The sequence below is a fragment of the Fusobacteria bacterium ZRK30 genome (assembly GCA_024628785.1).
GTDB lineage: Bacteria > Fusobacteriota > Fusobacteriia > Fusobacteriales > Fusobacteriaceae > Psychrilyobacter.
Genome location: CP102404.1, coordinates 527,773 through 543,540, shown reverse-complemented (window position 1 = coordinate 543,540; position 15,768 = coordinate 527,773). Strand labels below are relative to the sequence as shown.

15 protein-coding genes are annotated in these 15,768 nt (G+C 33.2%); 8 read left to right on the top strand and 7 right to left on the bottom strand.

Annotation, left to right across the window (positions count from 1 at the left end):
• Window positions 1-93 precede the first annotated feature (93 nt).
• Both NRK67_02685 and NRK67_02680 read left to right on the top strand, forming a co-directional pair.
• Window positions 94-1,017 carry a PTS sugar transporter subunit IIA gene (locus tag NRK67_02685; protein UUV16826.1) on the top strand — a complete coding sequence of 308 codons (924 nt, stop codon included), beginning with the start codon at window positions 94-96 and terminating at the stop codon, window positions 1,015-1,017.
• A gap of 19 nt (window positions 1,018-1,036) precedes the next feature.
• Entirely contained in the window at window positions 1,037-2,311 is a 1,275-nt protein-coding gene (locus NRK67_02680; GenBank protein UUV16825.1) for an ArsB/NhaD family transporter, read from the top strand.
• Between the two features lie 63 nt (window positions 2,312-2,374).
• Here the strand turns inward: NRK67_02680 and NRK67_02675 are convergent, their stop codons facing one another.
• Window positions 2,375-3,139 (bottom strand): DeoR/GlpR family DNA-binding transcription regulator, encoded by a 765-nt coding sequence (locus tag NRK67_02675; GenBank protein UUV16824.1) that lies wholly within the window; start codon window positions 3,137-3,139, stop codon window positions 2,375-2,377.
• A gap of 391 nt (window positions 3,140-3,530) precedes the next feature.
• On the opposite strand from NRK67_02675, the gene NRK67_02670 reads away from it, so the two are divergent.
• From NRK67_02670 to NRK67_02645, 6 genes are read left to right on the top strand one after another with little or no spacing between them, the layout of a single operon-like run.
• Entirely contained in the window at window positions 3,531-5,033 is a 1,503-nt protein-coding gene (locus NRK67_02670) for a glutathione ABC transporter substrate-binding protein (GenBank protein ID UUV16823.1), read from the top strand.
• Window positions 5,034-5,050: 17 nt separating this feature from the next.
• Entirely contained in the window at window positions 5,051-6,079 is a 1,029-nt protein-coding gene (locus NRK67_02665; protein UUV17756.1) for a M42 family metallopeptidase, read from the top strand.
• Window positions 6,080-6,097: 18 nt separating this feature from the next.
• Complete coding sequence (locus NRK67_02660; GenBank protein ID UUV16822.1) at window positions 6,098-6,604, top strand: hypothetical protein; 507 nt, start codon at window positions 6,098-6,100, stop codon at window positions 6,602-6,604.
• A 12-nt stretch (window positions 6,605-6,616) separates the two neighbouring features.
• A complete protein-coding gene (locus tag NRK67_02655; protein UUV16821.1) occupies window positions 6,617-8,233 on the top strand; it encodes a carbon starvation protein A in 1,617 nt (538 codons plus the stop codon).
• A 54-nt stretch (window positions 8,234-8,287) separates the two neighbouring features.
• The gene (locus tag NRK67_02650; protein ID UUV16820.1) at window positions 8,288-8,557 is read left to right on the top strand and encodes a hypothetical protein; all 270 of its coding nucleotides are present in this window, start codon (window positions 8,288-8,290) and stop codon (window positions 8,555-8,557) included.
• Window positions 8,558-8,585: 28 nt separating this feature from the next.
• Window positions 8,586-9,497, top strand: coding sequence for a TRC40/GET3/ArsA family transport-energizing ATPase (locus NRK67_02645; protein UUV16819.1), 912 nt, complete (start codon window positions 8,586-8,588; stop codon window positions 9,495-9,497).
• A gap of 152 nt (window positions 9,498-9,649) precedes the next feature.
• Here the strand turns inward: NRK67_02645 and NRK67_02640 are convergent, their stop codons facing one another.
• The 6 genes from NRK67_02640 to NRK67_02615 all read right to left on the bottom strand — a co-directional run bounded on the left by NRK67_02640 (window position 9,650) and on the right by NRK67_02615 (window position 15,745).
• Entirely contained in the window at window positions 9,650-10,807 is a 1,158-nt protein-coding gene (locus NRK67_02640; GenBank protein ID UUV16818.1) for an iron-containing alcohol dehydrogenase, read from the bottom strand.
• A 476-nt stretch (window positions 10,808-11,283) separates the two neighbouring features.
• Window positions 11,284-11,418, bottom strand: coding sequence for a hypothetical protein (locus NRK67_02635; GenBank protein UUV16817.1), 135 nt, complete (start codon window positions 11,416-11,418; stop codon window positions 11,284-11,286).
• A gap of 413 nt (window positions 11,419-11,831) precedes the next feature.
• Window positions 11,832-12,455: a YitT family protein gene (locus tag NRK67_02630; GenBank protein ID UUV16816.1), complete on the bottom strand. Its 624-nt coding sequence runs from the start codon at window positions 12,453-12,455 to the stop codon at window positions 11,832-11,834.
• 83 nt (window positions 12,456-12,538) lie between these two features.
• Window positions 12,539-13,363 (bottom strand): DUF169 domain-containing protein, encoded by an 825-nt coding sequence (locus tag NRK67_02625; GenBank protein ID UUV16815.1) that lies wholly within the window; start codon window positions 13,361-13,363, stop codon window positions 12,539-12,541.
• Between the two features lie 98 nt (window positions 13,364-13,461).
• Entirely contained in the window at window positions 13,462-14,760 is a 1,299-nt protein-coding gene (locus NRK67_02620; protein UUV16814.1) for an ABC transporter substrate-binding protein, read from the bottom strand.
• Entirely contained in the window at window positions 14,744-15,745 is a 1,002-nt protein-coding gene (locus tag NRK67_02615; GenBank protein ID UUV16813.1) for an ABC transporter ATP-binding protein, read from the bottom strand. Before NRK67_02615 ends, NRK67_02620 begins: the two co-directional genes overlap by 17 nt.
• Between the last annotated feature and the right edge of the window lie 23 nt (window positions 15,746-15,768).

Below are 15,768 nucleotides of genomic sequence, written 5' to 3'. Positions count from 1 at the left end.
GTTATTTTTTCACTATGATAATTGACATAGTTTAAATATTTACAGTAATGTTAACATTATATTTATATTGAATAATAATTTTGGAGGTAAAAAATGAAATTATCAAGTTATCTGAATCCTAGGTGTATCTACTTAAATTTAGAGGGAGATACCAAGGAAGATATTATCGGTCAAATGATCGACAACACTGCTAAAAATGACAAAATATTCAATGAATCTGTAGATCTCATAAGAAAATCTGTTTTTGCCAGAGAGGCCGAGGTCTCTACTGCAATGGGGAGCGGAATAGCTATTCCTCATGCCAGAGTGGATGGATATGATGATATCCTTATCTCTATAGGTATAATGAAAGAACCTATTGAATGTGAGATGGCAGATATGAGAAATAAAGATCAGGTAAAGATCTTCTTTATGATCACAGCCGAAACTCTAAAGAGTAAAGTTATCTTAAAGATCATGTCTTCTATCACCAAGATAGCTGTTAAAGATAAGGTCCTCTTAGACAAATTGAAAAACGCCAAGACAGAAGCTGAGGTATATGATCTTTTAAGTCATATCGATGTAAAGGTGGAAAATAAGATCACTGCTGAAGATGTTATGGATCCTACAATAAAACCAGTGAGTCCGGACGATACCTTAGATAATATAGCAAGAAGGCTTATCACAGAGGAGAAACCGGGATTTCCTGTAGTAGATGACAATAGAAATTTCTTGGGGGAGATGACTGAAAGGGAGTTAATTTCCTATGGTATGCCCGACTATACATCGGTAATGGATGACTTAGATTTCTTCACCATAGGGGAACCCTTCGAGGAATATTTAAAAAATGAAAAAACAGCCACAATCGATGAAATTTACAGAAAAAAAACAATAGTTGTAGACAGAAAAACTCCTATAATGGAAATATGCCTGCTCATGGTAAATAAAGGCTTTACCAGAATATATGTGGTTGAAAAGGGAAAATATTACGGAACAATTTTAAGATCACATATAATCAAAAAAGTTTTACATATATAAGTTTAGGAGGAAAGTAAAGATGCAGTTAGCAATAGGTTTAATTATATTTATAGCAACATTTTATTTAATAATAACAGAGAAAGTTCCAGGTCCCATAGCCACTCTTTTAGGTGGTCTTTCCATGGCACTTGTAGGAATTATAAATGAGCATGAAGCACTCCATGCTATTGGTTCAAGATTGGAGATCATCCTCCTGCTGGTAGGGATGATGATAATAGTTCATTTCATCTCAGAGACAGGGGTATTTCAATATTTAGCAGTAAAGGTAGCGCAACTAGTTAAGGGGGAACCTTTCCCATTACTTGTGCTCCTTGCAGTAATTACAGCTGTATGTTCAGCATTTTTGGATAATGTAACTACTATCTTACTCATGGCACCGGTATCTATCTTACTGGCAAACCAACTAAAGGTAGACCCCTTTGTATATATTATGACCCTTATAATGTCAGCCAATATAGGTGGATTAGCTACATTGATCGGTGACCCTACCCAGCTTATCATAGGAGCAGAGGGTAAACTTGGTTTCAATGATTTCCTGATTAATACAGCTCCGGTAGCTATCATTTCACTGGTTGTGCTTCTTATCACAGTTTATTTTATGTATGGTAGAAAGATGATAGTCTCTAGGGACTTAAAAGCCAGAGTAATGGAACTCGATGCCTCTAGATCCCTAAAGGACATGAAATTACTCCAGGAATCTGCTACTATATTCGCTCTGGTAATCTTTGGATTTTTGATGAATAACTTCATCGACAAGGGATTAGCGATCATGGCTCTTACTGGTGCAGTAGTATTGATCCTGATAACCAAAAGGGAACCTATAGAAGTTTTTAAACATGTAGAATGGGATACACTATTTTTCTTTATGGGATTATTCATGTTGATACAGGGGATAGAAGCTACAGGAATTGTAGATCTTGTAGGAGATAAAGTTTTAGAGTTAGCTGATGGTCACCTGCACTATGCAGCAGCTATGGTGCTTTGGGTTTCCGCCGCTTTTACATCTGTTATAGGGAATGTAGCCAATGCAGCTATGGTTTCTAAGATCATCCATTTTATGCTCCCTACTTTTTCAGGGGGAAATACTATGTCTCTTTGGTGGGCACTGTCTATGGGATCACTCTTAGGAGGAAATATCACCATCTTAGCATCGGCAACCAATGTCGTAGCTATAAATTCAGCCAATAAGGCAGGATGTAAGATAAGCTTCGGTAAATTTATGAAGTTCGGTATAGTCATAGCTGTTCAGACCTTAATCATAGCAAATATCTATCTATTCGTTAAATATTTCTAAAGGATAAATCACAAAGATAAAAACAGGCTGTTATATACAGCCTGTTTTTTTTATAAAATAACTCTATTGATTGATTACAGAGATTCCTGCCTTCTCATAACGACTCTTAATCTCAGAATCAATATTTGAGTCGGTGACCAAAAGGTCTACATCTATAGCATCCCTTACTTTGATAAGAGATGTAGATTCCAACTTACTGCTGTCAGCAATAATAATACTCTTTTGACTTATTTTCAGAAGTTTTTTTTGGAGTTGAACCTCTTCCAAGGGATAATCTGTAACCCCAGTTTGCAATGAAAAACCACTGACACTTATAAAAGCCTTATCTATTATAAATTCATCCAGAATTCTTTCAGTTATCTCTCCAAAAAATGCCTGTTCTTTTGCATTTAAGATTCCTCCCGCAAGGATAACATTAAATCCTTCTACATTTGAAAGTTCACTTACAATAAGCAAGGAATTTGAGATAATAGTCAGGTGTTTAAATTTTTCCTTTATTTTTCTTGCTATGGCAAGGTTAGTGGTACTGTCATTAAATGCTATAGAATCTCCTTCCTCTATAAGTTTTAAAGTTATTTCTGCAATCTCATCTTTTTCTGCCAATGATTTTTTTTCTCTAGCAGAGTGAGTGACATCCTGAATCTTATTTTTTTTCAGGATAGCTCCTCCATAAACTTTTTTTATGAGGCCCTCTGATTCCAAAACCTCCAAGTCTCTCCTGATTGTCTGTAAGGAAACATTAAAAAGTCTGGTCAGATCTGAGACCTTTATATTCCCGTTTTTTTCGAGCATCTGGATTATTTTTTCTTTACGTTCTTCAGCTAACAAATAAAAAACCTCCTTTATCTAGCCGGATATATTTTTAAGATAAAGTTTTAAAGAATCTATAATTCCTTACTTTAAGTCAATAATATTCATTATAGATCAATTATCTTATTTTTTCAATAAAAGCCTCTAAAACTCAATTTAAATAAAATCCATTAAAATATACCTATTAAAAATTTGAACCCCCTCCCACGAAAAAATTGTCTAAACTACAAAAAATGTGGTATTAAAGTAGAGGAAATACTTTTTTATTAAATAAAACTCAATAAAATATTCTTTATATAACATTTTCACTCCTTTAAATCCTAAAAAAATAAACTTTTGTAACAATAAATTGCACTTAACTTAAAAATATGATAAAATAATTTATTTTATTTTAAGGATGTGATAACTCATGAAAAAAATTTTATTTTGTTTAATTGGTTTATTTATACTTGTAGGGTGTGGTAATAAAAGTGAATCCGACATTTCTACTTTAATAGTTGCACAAGGTGCTGACCCCAAAACTTTAGATCCTGAAGTTTATAACGATGTCCCTTCCCTTGCAGTCGCAAAACAGATTTATTCTACACTGGTTACTACAAATGAATACAACGAAATTATTCCTTCCCTTGCTGAATCTTGGGAACAAATTACAGAAACTGAATGGGTATTTTATCTGCGTAAGGGTATAAAATTCCATAATGGAGCAGAGATGACTGCTGAAGATGTTAAATTCAGCTTAGAAAGAATGTTAAAAATGCCCTCTAGTAAGATGATGATAGCAGCAGTCAATGAGGTAAAGGTCGTAGATAAGTACACTGTAAAAGTTTTTATGAATAATAGTTTTTCTCCTTTTTTATTTAATTTAACTCATCCTCTGTGTTCCATCCTAAATAAAGAATATACCTTAGAATTAGGTAAAGACTTTGGTCAAAATCCTATAGGAACTGGTCCATTTAAATTTGTAAATTGGAGTAAGGGTGATTTTATTACTCTTGCTGGATTCAAAGATTATTTTGAAGGAGCTCCTTCTATAGAGAAAGTTATTTTCAGGTCTATTCCAGAAAATACTAATAGAGTTATTGGTTTAGAAACAGGAGAAATAGATATTGCATATGGGATAGCTCCTGTGGATATGACTACCGTTGAAAATAATAAAAATCTAAAATTGATAGTTACTCCAAGTTTATCTACTGAATACATTGGAATAAACGTTGAAAAAGAACCATTTACAGATAAAAGAGTTAGAGAAGCCATAGGCTATGCCATCAATAAAAATGATATTGTCGATGTAACCCTCTATGGTAAAGGAATAGTCGCAGATACCTTTGTCAGCCCCAATGTATATGGGAGTAATCAAGATATTCACAACTATAATTTTAACCCTAAAAAAGCAAAACAACTTCTTAAAGAAGCGGGAATAGCTCCAGGTACTAAGATTAATATTTGGGTGAATGAAAATCCACTTAGAACTCAATCGGCTCAAATCATTCAATCAAACCTAAAAGAAATTGGAATTGATGCCAGTATAGATATTCTCGAATGGGGAACATATATTCAAAAAACTGGAAACGGAGAACACCAATTAATGATCATTGGATGGAATGCAGGTACAGGAGATGCAGACAATGCTCTTTACCCTTTATTTCATTCGGCATCTAAGGGAGGAGCAGGTAACAGGTCTTTTTATGCAAATAAAAAAGTCGACAACCTTATAGAAACCTCTAGAATAAAAACAGGAGATGAAAGAAAAAACCTTCTCATGAAAGCTCAAACTATCATTATGGAAGATGCTCCTATAATACCTCTTTTTTATAAAAATAATATTGTAGGAATCGATAAAAACATAAAAAACTTTGTGGTTAAAGGCAGCGGACACCACATCTTAAAAGATATAAAAAAATTAAAAAATTAAATTAGGAGGATACAATGATTAAAATTGACTGGGATTATATTATGCAATTAACAACAGAACTTATGGAGATTCCAAGTCCTGGGGGGCTTACTTATGATGGGATAGAAAGGTGTAAAGAGGAATTTAAAAAATTCGGTCTTACTCCTTGTTTCACTAAAAAAGGAGCCTTAATCGCTCAAATGGATGGAGAGGAAAAAGGAGAAGTTACCATGATATCAGCTCATATAGATACTTTAGGAGCTATGGTAAAGCAGATCAAGTCTAACGGTAAATTAATTATCAACAATATCGGAGGGTTTTCATGGAACAGTGTCGAGGGAGAAAATCTTACTATCCATACTTCTAAAATGGGAACCTACACCGGATCTCTCCTCCCTATAAAATCTTCCAGACACACATATGGTGAAGAAGTTACTACCTTAGTCCGGGAGCAGGAAAATGTAGAGGTAAGGATCGATGAATTTACAACTTCTAAAAAGGAAACAGAAGATTTAGGAATATCCATAGGAGATTTTGTTTCATTTGATACAAGAACTATATTTACCTACAATGGGTTTTTAAAATCTCGTTATATAGATGACAAAGTATGTATTGCCCAGTTATTCGGTTATATTAAATACCTCAAAGACAATAATATCAAACCTAAAAATAAGGTCTATTTTTATATTTCAAACTATGAAGAATTAGGCCATGGTGTATCTATAATCCCAGAGGATGTAGACCAGTTTATTGCTCTGGATATAGGCTTGGTTTCTGACTATTCCAACGGGGATGAAAGAAAAGTTAATATTATCGCTAAAGACAGCAGAACACCCTATGATTTTAAACTTAGACAAAAATTGGTGGATCTCTGTGAAGAAAATCAGATAAAGTACACTGTAGATGTTCACAACCGGTATGGTTCAGATGCATCTATCTCAGTTACCCAGGGATTTGATGTGAATTTTTCATGTATAGGTCCCAGTGTCGATTCCAGTCACCACTATGAAAGAACCCATAAAGACGGGATCATCGAAACGGTCAGACTTTTAATAGCTGTTCTATAATTTTTAGGAGGTTGGTATTTGAAAATCCAGAATTTAACAGAAAGAATTATCGATAAACTTTCCTCTAATTTTGATATAAAAAAAAATGATATATTAGATGGAATCCAATATGATTTTTCAGGTATTTATACAGAGGAGACCACTAAATACATCCTTTCAAAGGAATTGGTCTATGATTCCTTTTCAAGCAATGAAACCGTTCTCTGCAAGACATTTGCAGACCATGAATTTTCAATGGATATCGATACTTTAGAAACATATCTAATGAAAAATTTGAATTTTTTTAAGGGAAAAAAAGAAAACCAAATGAGTAGTATGATCTCATTTATTTATATAGGAGGTCCTCTTTCAGATACAGATAGGGATAGTATAAAAAAATTTAAATTTCATAAAAGTTTTTTATTTGGAATAAAGGGCTGGATCAATACAAAAATAATCTATATAGATATAACAAATAAAGAGGTTATTACAAACAGGATGGGAAAAAAAGATATGGTATTTTTTAACAGTTTTTTTGATGATTAAAGGAGGAAATTTATGAATTCTGTATGGTTATTAGTTGTTACAATTCTTATTTTTATTGTAGCTTATACTGTCTATGGAAATTATCTTTATAAAAAATGGGGAATCGATCCATCTAGAAAAACCCCTGCTCACACTATGCGTGATGGTGTAGACTATGTTCCAGCCAAGGCTCCGGTTTTACTTGGACATCACTTCTCTTCCATTGCCGGTGCCGGTCCAATTGTAGGTCCTATAGCCGCAGCTATATTCGGATGGGTTCCAGTTTTACTCTGGATCATAGTTGGAAGTATTTTCTTTGGAGGAGTACATGATATGGGATCATTATTTGCTTCCATCAGAAATAAAGGTAAATCTCTGGGAGAAGTTATCGGAATCTCAATGGGATCCAGAGGAAAAAAATTATTTGCAATATTTGCATGGCTTACCCTTATCCTGGTTGTAGCTGCATTTACTAATATCGTTGCGAATACATTTGTCGCTGTTCCCCAGGCTGCCACTGCATCTCTTTTGTTTATAATTTTAGCTATTGGGTTTGGTTTCTTTGTATACAGAAAGGGTTTTAGTCTGGCTGCTGGTAGTGTAATCGGTGTAATTGCTCTTATAGGCTGTATATTTTTAGGTAATGTTTTCCCTATCAGTTTGAGTAAAAATGTCTGGATGATCATCTTACTTGGATATATTTTTATAGCTTCCGTTACTCCTGTATGGATCTTATTACAGCCTAGAGATTACTTAAATTCATTCTTACTCTATGGAATGTTAATCGGTGGATTTGTAGGTATATTAATTATGAGACCAACTATCAAGCTGGCTGCTGTTACTTCATTTAATATAAATGGAAAACTTTTATTTCCAATGTTATTTGTTACTGTAGCTTGTGGTGCAGTTTCTGGTTTCCATTCCCTTGTAGGTTCAGGAACAACATCTAAACAATTAGACAGTGAAAAAGATATTAAAGTTGTTGGTTATGGTTCTATGCTGATTGAGGGAGTATTAGCAGTTATTGCTATAATAACAGTGGCTTATCTGTCTAAAGGTAAATTCACTAGCCTTTTAGGAGCAGGAGGTCCTATCAATGTTTTCTCTGATGGTTTAGGTACTTTTATGACTTCTTTTGGAGTAGATTATAGTATAGGAAAAAGTTTTACCGCTCTGGCTATTTCAGCATTTGCTTTGACATCTCTAGACACAGCTACAAGGCTAGCTCGTTTTATCTTCCAAGAGATGGCAGCTGATATAAAATCCCAGGACAATCCATTGACCAATAAATATACAGCTACACTTATAACTGTTTTAATAAGTGGTTTTCTAGGATTTAACGGTTGGACAACTATATGGCCAATTTTTGGAGCAGCAAATCAATTACTTTCAGCTCTGGCTCTTTTAGCAATAGCTGTATGGTTGAAAAAAATGGGTAAAGAATACAAAATGGCACTATTTCCTATGATCTTTATGTTTGCTGTTACATTAAGTGCATTAACTCTTATTATTAAAGCTAACTTAAATAACTATATCCTCTTGGGGTTTGCAGTAGCTCTATTTATTCTGGCAATCATTCTTATTGTGGAAGCTAAAAAAGCTTTTGCCGATAAAACTGAAATTCTGGATATAGAAAGTGACAGCGAATAGTAAAGGTGTTAATTAGAGATTAAAAAGGATGTAAAAATGGATATAAAAAATAAAATGAAATTAATAAAAGATATAAAATTATTTTTTCAGGGAGCCTTTAACTATAAACATATGTCTACAAATAAGATTGAAGAAGCTTTAACATATGAAATTGATGAATTTTTATTTATTTGTTTTTCTGAAAACTTAGGGATTGAACTTCCGATTAACTATTATACCTTGGAATTACTACCATATTTAGGGGAAGAATTAGGTCTTTGGGAAGAAAAAATGATCGACAGAAAAAGTGTTTGGGAAGAAAAAGTTACAGAGTGTCCACTATAATTATTCTAAAAAACCGGGAGGTGAAATAATGAGCAAGATAATTTTTGTAGGGGGAAAGGGAGGAGTTGGAAAAACTACCTGTGCCTCCTCCCTGGCATGGAAATATTCTAAAAAACATAAAGTTTTATTGGTTTCCACAGACCCGGCACATTCAACCAGGGATCTATTTAATATTTCTCCTAAAAGGGATGAAGATTTTTACATCTATTCTGAAAATTTACACATTTTAGAGATCGATGGAGAAAAGGAATCCGATATATACATCTCTAGGATAAAAAAACAATGTTGTGAGATGCTGAGCCCGGTTATTTTATGTGAGGTGGAAAAACAATTAGACACAGCAAGTATATCTCCTGGAGCTTATGAATCTGCCATCTTTGAAAAAATGAGCCAGCTGATCCTGAAGAATACAGAGTATGATTATATAGTTTTTGATACTGCTCCTACAGGACATACCTTAAGGCTGATTACATTTCCTACATCTATGAATACATGGATGGAAAGCCTCATAAAAAAAAGAAAAAAAATTCTCATGTTAAAAAATATGAAATTTAACAAGAAAAATAAATTTTCCCATGACAGTGTTTTAAATATTTTGGAATCCAGGCATAGCTGGATATCTGATATCAGCAAGGTTCTCATGGACCCTTCCAGAGTTTCCTTTAACTTTGTCATGAATGCTGAAAAATTATCTTTCTTAGAGACAAAAAGAGCGGTAAAAACTTTGGATGAGTATGGAATTAATATCGATAAAATTATTATCAACAGACTCCTCCCAAATTCTTCCGATCCATTTTGGCAGGGCAGAAAAGATAAGGAGAATATGTTTGTCGACCTGATCTTTCAAGATTTTAAAGAAAAAAACCTTATTTCTGTTCCATATTTTTTAGAAGAAAATGCCAATATGTTAGAAACCATTGGAAATCTAATAAAAAAATAATGTGATCTTAGATCTGATTAGTGATAATCAAAAATTTTATAAGATTAAACTTACTAGATAATTATAAAACAAAGAAAGGCTCCCAGAATAAATCTGAGAGCCTTTCTTATTTAAAACCATTTTGAGATTAAAATATCTGAAAAAGATTTCTTCTATATATTTTTGGCTGTAGTTCCGTAATATGCTGCCAGATAGATCTCTTTAATATCTTCTGAAGATGTTTTTCTTGGATTTGTTAGGGTACAAGGGTCATTAAATGCATTTACACTCATTCTTTCCAGTATACCTTTAAATTTTTCTTCTGAAACATCAACCTCATCTATCTCCTTTAAAGATAGAGGGATTCCTACTTTTTGATTCAATTCTTTAACAGTAGTCACAATATCATCTACTTCTAGCATTTTTTCTATCTCATTAAATCCATCTGTAGATTTTCTATTATATTCTATAACATATGGTAATAATACCGCATTTGCAAGTCCATGAGTTATTCCTAATTCTCCACCAATCTTATGCGCCATACTATGTACTATTCCTAAAGAAGCACTTGTAAAAGCCATTCCTGAAAGTGTAGATGCATTATGCATGTCCTCTCTTGCCTTTATGTCATCTCCATCTTTATAAGCAGATGTAAGACTTTCAAATACCATCTTAATTGATTCCATCGATAGTGGCTTAGTGTAACAAGTAGCAGCATTAGAAGTATATGATTCAATGGCATGAGTCATTACATCCATCCCTGTATTCGCAGTAATGTGAGCCGGAGTTTTAGAAGGAATAACCGGGTCCAAAATCGCGATATCCGGTGTAATCTCATAAGATACCAATGGATATTTAATTTTATTTACAGTGTCTGTTATTACAGAAAATGCAGTTATCTCTGAAGCAGTCCCACTTGTAGAAGGGATAGCTATAAATTTAGCTTTCTTTCTTAATGTTGGGAATTTACCGGCTACAAGGTCTTCAAATTTAGTTTCTGGATTTTCATAGTATACCCACATGATCTTAGCAGCATCCAGTGCAGATCCTCCTCCAATTGCTATGATCCAATCAGGATTAAATTCAGCCATCTTTCTTCCACCGTCAATAACAGTATCTATAGATGGATTTGGTTCTACACCATCTATTGTCATCACTTCCATTCCTCCTTTTTCAAGTTCCTCCTTGGCCTGATTTAAGAAACCAAATCTTTTCATAGAATTACCACCAGTTACAAGCACTGCCTTTTTACCACTAATAGTCGATAAATATCCTAGTGTTCCCTCTCCAAATACAATATCCTTTGGAACTCTAAACCATTTTAAATCCATGATTAACCATCTCCTCTTCATTTTATAAAATCAAATAAATAATTACATCTGACTTAATTTTTTATTGAGAATAATTTAACATTCTCCTTCATAATTCAACTATACCACATTTTAAACTTTGTTCCAAAAATAACAATCGTTTTTTTAAAATTAATTTAACCTTATATTTAAAAGTACAAATTTAAGCTGATTTTAAAGTACAACCATAGTAAAAAATCGAGAAATATACATTTTAAAATATTTTCTATACTTCTTTTTTTATTTCTTTAGACATAATATAAATATATTAAAAGTGTAATAAAAAAAGCAACATGACCTTCGATTCAAACAGAAATATTCTGTATTTTTATAACCTTTTAATTATTCAGTAATTTTTAAAATCTCCTAGACAATAAAAAAATAAGCGTAGATTCAATTCTACGCTTACCCTTTATTTTATTGATATAATTTTATAAAATTAAATTAATATTTTATTACTATGCATGTAAACGAAAAGATAAATCAACCAGACTAATAAAGCTCATTGTTAGGGCCCATCCTATAATTGCAGCTTTTGCCCTTACTCTTAATTTACCGAAATCACTTTTAAATTTTTCCATTGCTTCTTTCATTTTTTCCTCCATCTTTCATTAAAAATCATAAAAATTGTCTATATTTAATTTATTACAATGAAGTTATACCATATAATACAATTAAAATTTAAATACAAAAAATATACAAGACATAAACTATTCATTTATCAAATAAATCTATATTATCCTTCGATTCAAATCTTACATTATGATATTTTAATCACAGACTGTGTAATTTAGAGGAATATCTAGTGGAGTTTCAAAAACATATATTAAATAGTTTAATGAAACATTTTGTATGGAAAAATAAGAAGCATATTAATAAATCATTTACACTCTTAAAATCACATCTAACACTGCATTCATTTTAATCATCAAAGTTTAATACAACATATAAAAATTTTATACTAAATACTATGATTGATTGGATAAATTTTATTTTTTTTATCATTTTACTTTGTTATATAAGCATTTCCATGGATCTCATTGATATCATGTGCAGTTATAAATGAATTTTGATCTATAGAATCTACATATTTTTTCAATTCAAAAAATTCTCTTTTTTTTAAAACAGTCATTATTATGGCATTATCAAACTCAGAAGATCCGTCTTTTGCATAATATATAGAGATTTTACCCCCAAATATATTTGTTATCTTTACTGCTATGTCTAGCCCTCCTGTAGATGCTTCATGGGAAAATGCAATTGCCATACCGGCTCCACACATCAATATCCCAAAGATCAGCTGGATCAATATATCATGACTCATAGGTCCTGATATTGGAAAATATATCTGCATTATGGATATAAAAAATGAAGTTGTAAAGCTGCAAAATATAGTCTTAATTCCAAATACAGGCCCTATCATAAAAAAACCTACTATATATAACACTATATCCATAATCATCATTAAAAATCCTATATTTATATCTGGAAAATAATTCATTACTATTATGGCTATTCCTGTAGTTCCTCCTGCTGCTATTTCGTTTGGAGCTAAGAAATAATATACTCCTGCTGCAAGTAAAAATGCTGCTAAAATTAGAATTACTAACTCTCTTATAATATTTTTCATTCTTCCCTTCCCTTCATATTAAACCTTTATATTTTAATTTATCTTTATAATTTTCTTTTTCATTGAGGATGTGGACAGGCAATTTACCGTTCATCTCTTCTTTTAAAATGTGCAAAATCATGTTTGTGCATATTATCTCCATAATTTTTATTGTATATGATTTCAACATCAGAGACCCCATTTTCATTGAGTTTATCTTCTATCACTTTTTTTCTTATATTAGGCTCTGCTGGTGTAACTGTTTTACAGAGTCCGTCAACGACTTCCAAAAATTTTCTTAGAGGTATCCCAATTCCAACTTCACCTTCATTAAAACCACTTCTACGGGTCCCTACACAAAGGAGTGAAATATTAATATCATTTTCAGCATATGGATGTGCTGTACACTCAGCACACATGGCCTGGCTCCCTATAAACTTATACCCTTTATGTGTCCCATATTTGTAGGCATGCCCCTGGATAAACCTCATAGTATTAAACGTATTTGTAGCAATAACCACTACATGGGGTTCTGTATCAAATTCTTCTAAAGGCATTATTTCCACACCATAAGATTTGTGATTACATTTTGAAATGCTGTCAGTAATTTCCTTTGCTGTTGGCATATCCTGATACAACCCGCATTCCCCATAATAATGACCTGAGGTGTACCAGTCATCCATATCTACAACCCCAAGAACTCTGGCAGCAGCAAAACATCCAAAATTGTCAAAATCCACCTTGAGCTTATGACCATTCATTGCACGATTAATCATCTTACAGTAAGGCATCCGTCCTTTTGGTTTTTCTGCACAGGCTTTCTCAAACTCCTCTTTTGTAAACAAAAACCTGACTCCAACTACTTTTCTTTTTAAATCTAAAACACAATTAATTTTTTTTACTGCATCTATATATTTCTTTTTTTCCATAAAACCAACTCTCCTCTAATAAATGAAAGACTTTGTATAGATCTTTTCAAACAAATTTTAAAGGAACTGCTCTGTTGGCTGTCCCCTTAGATAAAACCCTATTTTTTCTCTATCCACGTATTCCAAAAGAATGGCTGACAAGAGTTAGCGTATCCTTTGAGTGAACTATTTGCTATATGCATCCTGCTGTATTCAACAGTTTTTATATATGGTAATGTTTCCCACGTTTTATTATAAAATTCTTTTACTATCTCAAATCTTTTTTTCTTATCTGTTTCCATCATCATTCTTTCAAATATTTTATCCATAGCACGGGAATCATCGTCATCCCAATTTGAAATCCATGCATTTGTTCCTGTCCATGCTCCTTCAACCTGAGGGTCTGGGCAAGCCATATAAAAATAGGAAAGATGTAAATTCCACCCCTCTTTCTTTGAACGTCTTTCAACAACTGTAGGCCTGTCGAAAAGCTCTATTTTAACATTAAATCCGGCTTTTTCAAGCTGTTCTTTTAGGGCTATTGCTCCATATTTTTCAACCTTGTCATCCTGTCCGCTTACTATCACTATAGGTGTACCGTCATAACCTGCTTTTTTTAGAAGATCTTTAGCCTTTTCAGGATCATGGTTGTTATATACCCCTGCTCCTGAATTTTCTTCATACCATACTGTCCCTTTAGGATATATACTCCCATCTACATTCCAAAAGTTTTCATCACCAATCATCGTCCTTCCAAGTTCTTCCATGTCTATTGCTGCTGCAAGAGCTCTCCTCGCATATATGTTGTTGAAAGGAGGAGTACCGCAATTTATTATCAGCATTTCCATCCCGTCTGGTTTAACTATTACAGGCTCTACACTAGGATCATCTACAAGTATTTTATATTGATCCTGGGGAGCTTCTTCCGCAAATTGAAATTCTCCAGTTTGAACCCCGGCGATTCTTGTAGCCTGCTCAGAAACTGATTTTATTATTATTTTATCTGCATAGGCTATCCTTTTACCTGCAAGACCTGATGCCGGTTTATTACTTGGAACATACTCATCAAACCTTTCTAATCTAACCTCTTGGTCTGGAATCCACTTTATAAATTTATAAGGCCCTGTTCCTATGTGTTCCCTCATTATATTATCACCGTATTTTTCTACAAGTTCCTTTGGCCTTATAACAAGTTTTTGATTTGAAACATGTGATCCTAAAATACTGATGAAGGGAGCGTAAGCTCTCTTAAATATAAATGTAAGTTCATACGGGCCAGCTATTTCCAATTTGTCAAAATAAGGAGCAATCATATTACCTGCGTCATTATTTTTTAGCCATCTATTGAATGAAGCTGACACATCTTCTGAGGCTGAAAAACATTTAGAAATATTTTCTATCTTAAGCAGAGTATTCATCGTTGACCTCCTCAATATATTCCTGTGTCTCCATCCAGCAACTTAGAGATCGATCCCCTGCATTCCAAAGAGGCGGTTCTGAGTTCCCACATATTTTTTTTGCAAATTCACACCTTGGACTAAACCGGCATCCCACAGGAAATTCTGTAGGTTTCGGTACTGCCCCCTCTATTGTATTTAATCTTTTATTTGCATTATTTAGCGATGGCATAGATGAAAGCAACCCTTTGGTATAGGGATGCTTAGGATATTTAAAAATATCCTGAACTCCTGCCGATTCCACTACCTTACCTGCATACATAACTATAACTTTTTCAGCCATTTCAGCGACTACTCCTAAATCATGAGTTATCAAAAGCATCGATGTTCCAATATCCTCTTTTAGATTTTTTATAAGATCGAGAATTTGTGCCTGTACAGTCACATCCAAGGCTGTAGTTGGTTCATCTGCAATTATCAATTTAGGTCTGCAAGCCAAAGCCATTGCTATGATTACTCTCTGTCTCATCCCCCCAGACATTTGATGGGGATATTGCTTTGCTCTCTCTTTTGGAGAAGGTATGCCGACTATTCGGAGTAATTCAACTGCTTTTTCAAGTCCTTCTTTTCTTTTCATCCCCTGATGAAGTTCAAATACCTCACTGAGCTGTCTGCCAATTGTGTATACTGGATTTAAAGATGTCATGGGCTCTTGAAATATCATGGATATCTCATTCCCCCTTATATTTCTCATTTCTTTTTTAGATTTTTCAAATAAATTATTTCCTTCAAATATTATTTTCCCGCCTTCTATCTTACCTGCTGGAGATGGAATACACCCTAAGATACTGAGAGCAGTGATACTTTTCCCACTCCCTGATTCTCCTACTATTGCAACGGTTTCTCCTTTCTTCACACAAAAACTGATCCCATCTACTGCAGGTATTACCTCTTTATTTTTATAAAAATAGGTTTTTAAATTTTTTACTTCCAACAACTTGTCCATTTTTTCTCCTTTAATTTTTATAG

What these genes read in the sequence shown, in the direction of transcription:
- NRK67_02685 (UUV16826.1), top strand. Translation starts at nt 94, where the DNA reads ATGAAATTATCAAGTTATCTGAATCCTAGGTGTATCTACTTAAATTTA.
- NRK67_02680 (UUV16825.1), top strand. Translation starts at nt 1,037, where the DNA reads ATGCAGTTAGCAATAGGTTTAATTATATTTATAGCAACATTTTATTTA.
- NRK67_02670 (UUV16823.1), top strand. Translation starts at nt 3,531, where the DNA reads ATGAAAAAAATTTTATTTTGTTTAATTGGTTTATTTATACTTGTAGGG.
- NRK67_02655 (UUV16821.1), top strand. Translation starts at nt 6,617, where the DNA reads ATGAATTCTGTATGGTTATTAGTTGTTACAATTCTTATTTTTATTGTA.
- NRK67_02650 (UUV16820.1), top strand. Translation starts at nt 8,288, where the DNA reads ATGAAATTAATAAAAGATATAAAATTATTTTTTCAGGGAGCCTTTAAC.
- NRK67_02645 (UUV16819.1), top strand. Translation starts at nt 8,586, where the DNA reads ATGAGCAAGATAATTTTTGTAGGGGGAAAGGGAGGAGTTGGAAAAACT.
- NRK67_02640 (UUV16818.1), bottom strand. Translation starts at nt 10,807, where the DNA reads ATGGATTTAAAATGGTTTAGAGTTCCAAAGGATATTGTATTTGGAGAG.
- NRK67_02635 (UUV16817.1), bottom strand. Translation starts at nt 11,418, where the DNA reads ATGAAAGAAGCAATGGAAAAATTTAAAAGTGATTTCGGTAAATTAAGA.
- NRK67_02630 (UUV16816.1), bottom strand. Translation starts at nt 12,455, where the DNA reads ATGAAAAATATTATAAGAGAGTTAGTAATTCTAATTTTAGCAGCATTT.
- NRK67_02625 (UUV16815.1), bottom strand. Translation starts at nt 13,363, where the DNA reads ATGGAAAAAAAGAAATATATAGATGCAGTAAAAAAAATTAATTGTGTT.
- NRK67_02620 (UUV16814.1), bottom strand. Translation starts at nt 14,760, where the DNA reads ATGAATACTCTGCTTAAGATAGAAAATATTTCTAAATGTTTTTCAGCC.
- NRK67_02615 (UUV16813.1), bottom strand. Translation starts at nt 15,745, where the DNA reads ATGGACAAGTTGTTGGAAGTAAAAAATTTAAAAACCTATTTTTATAAA.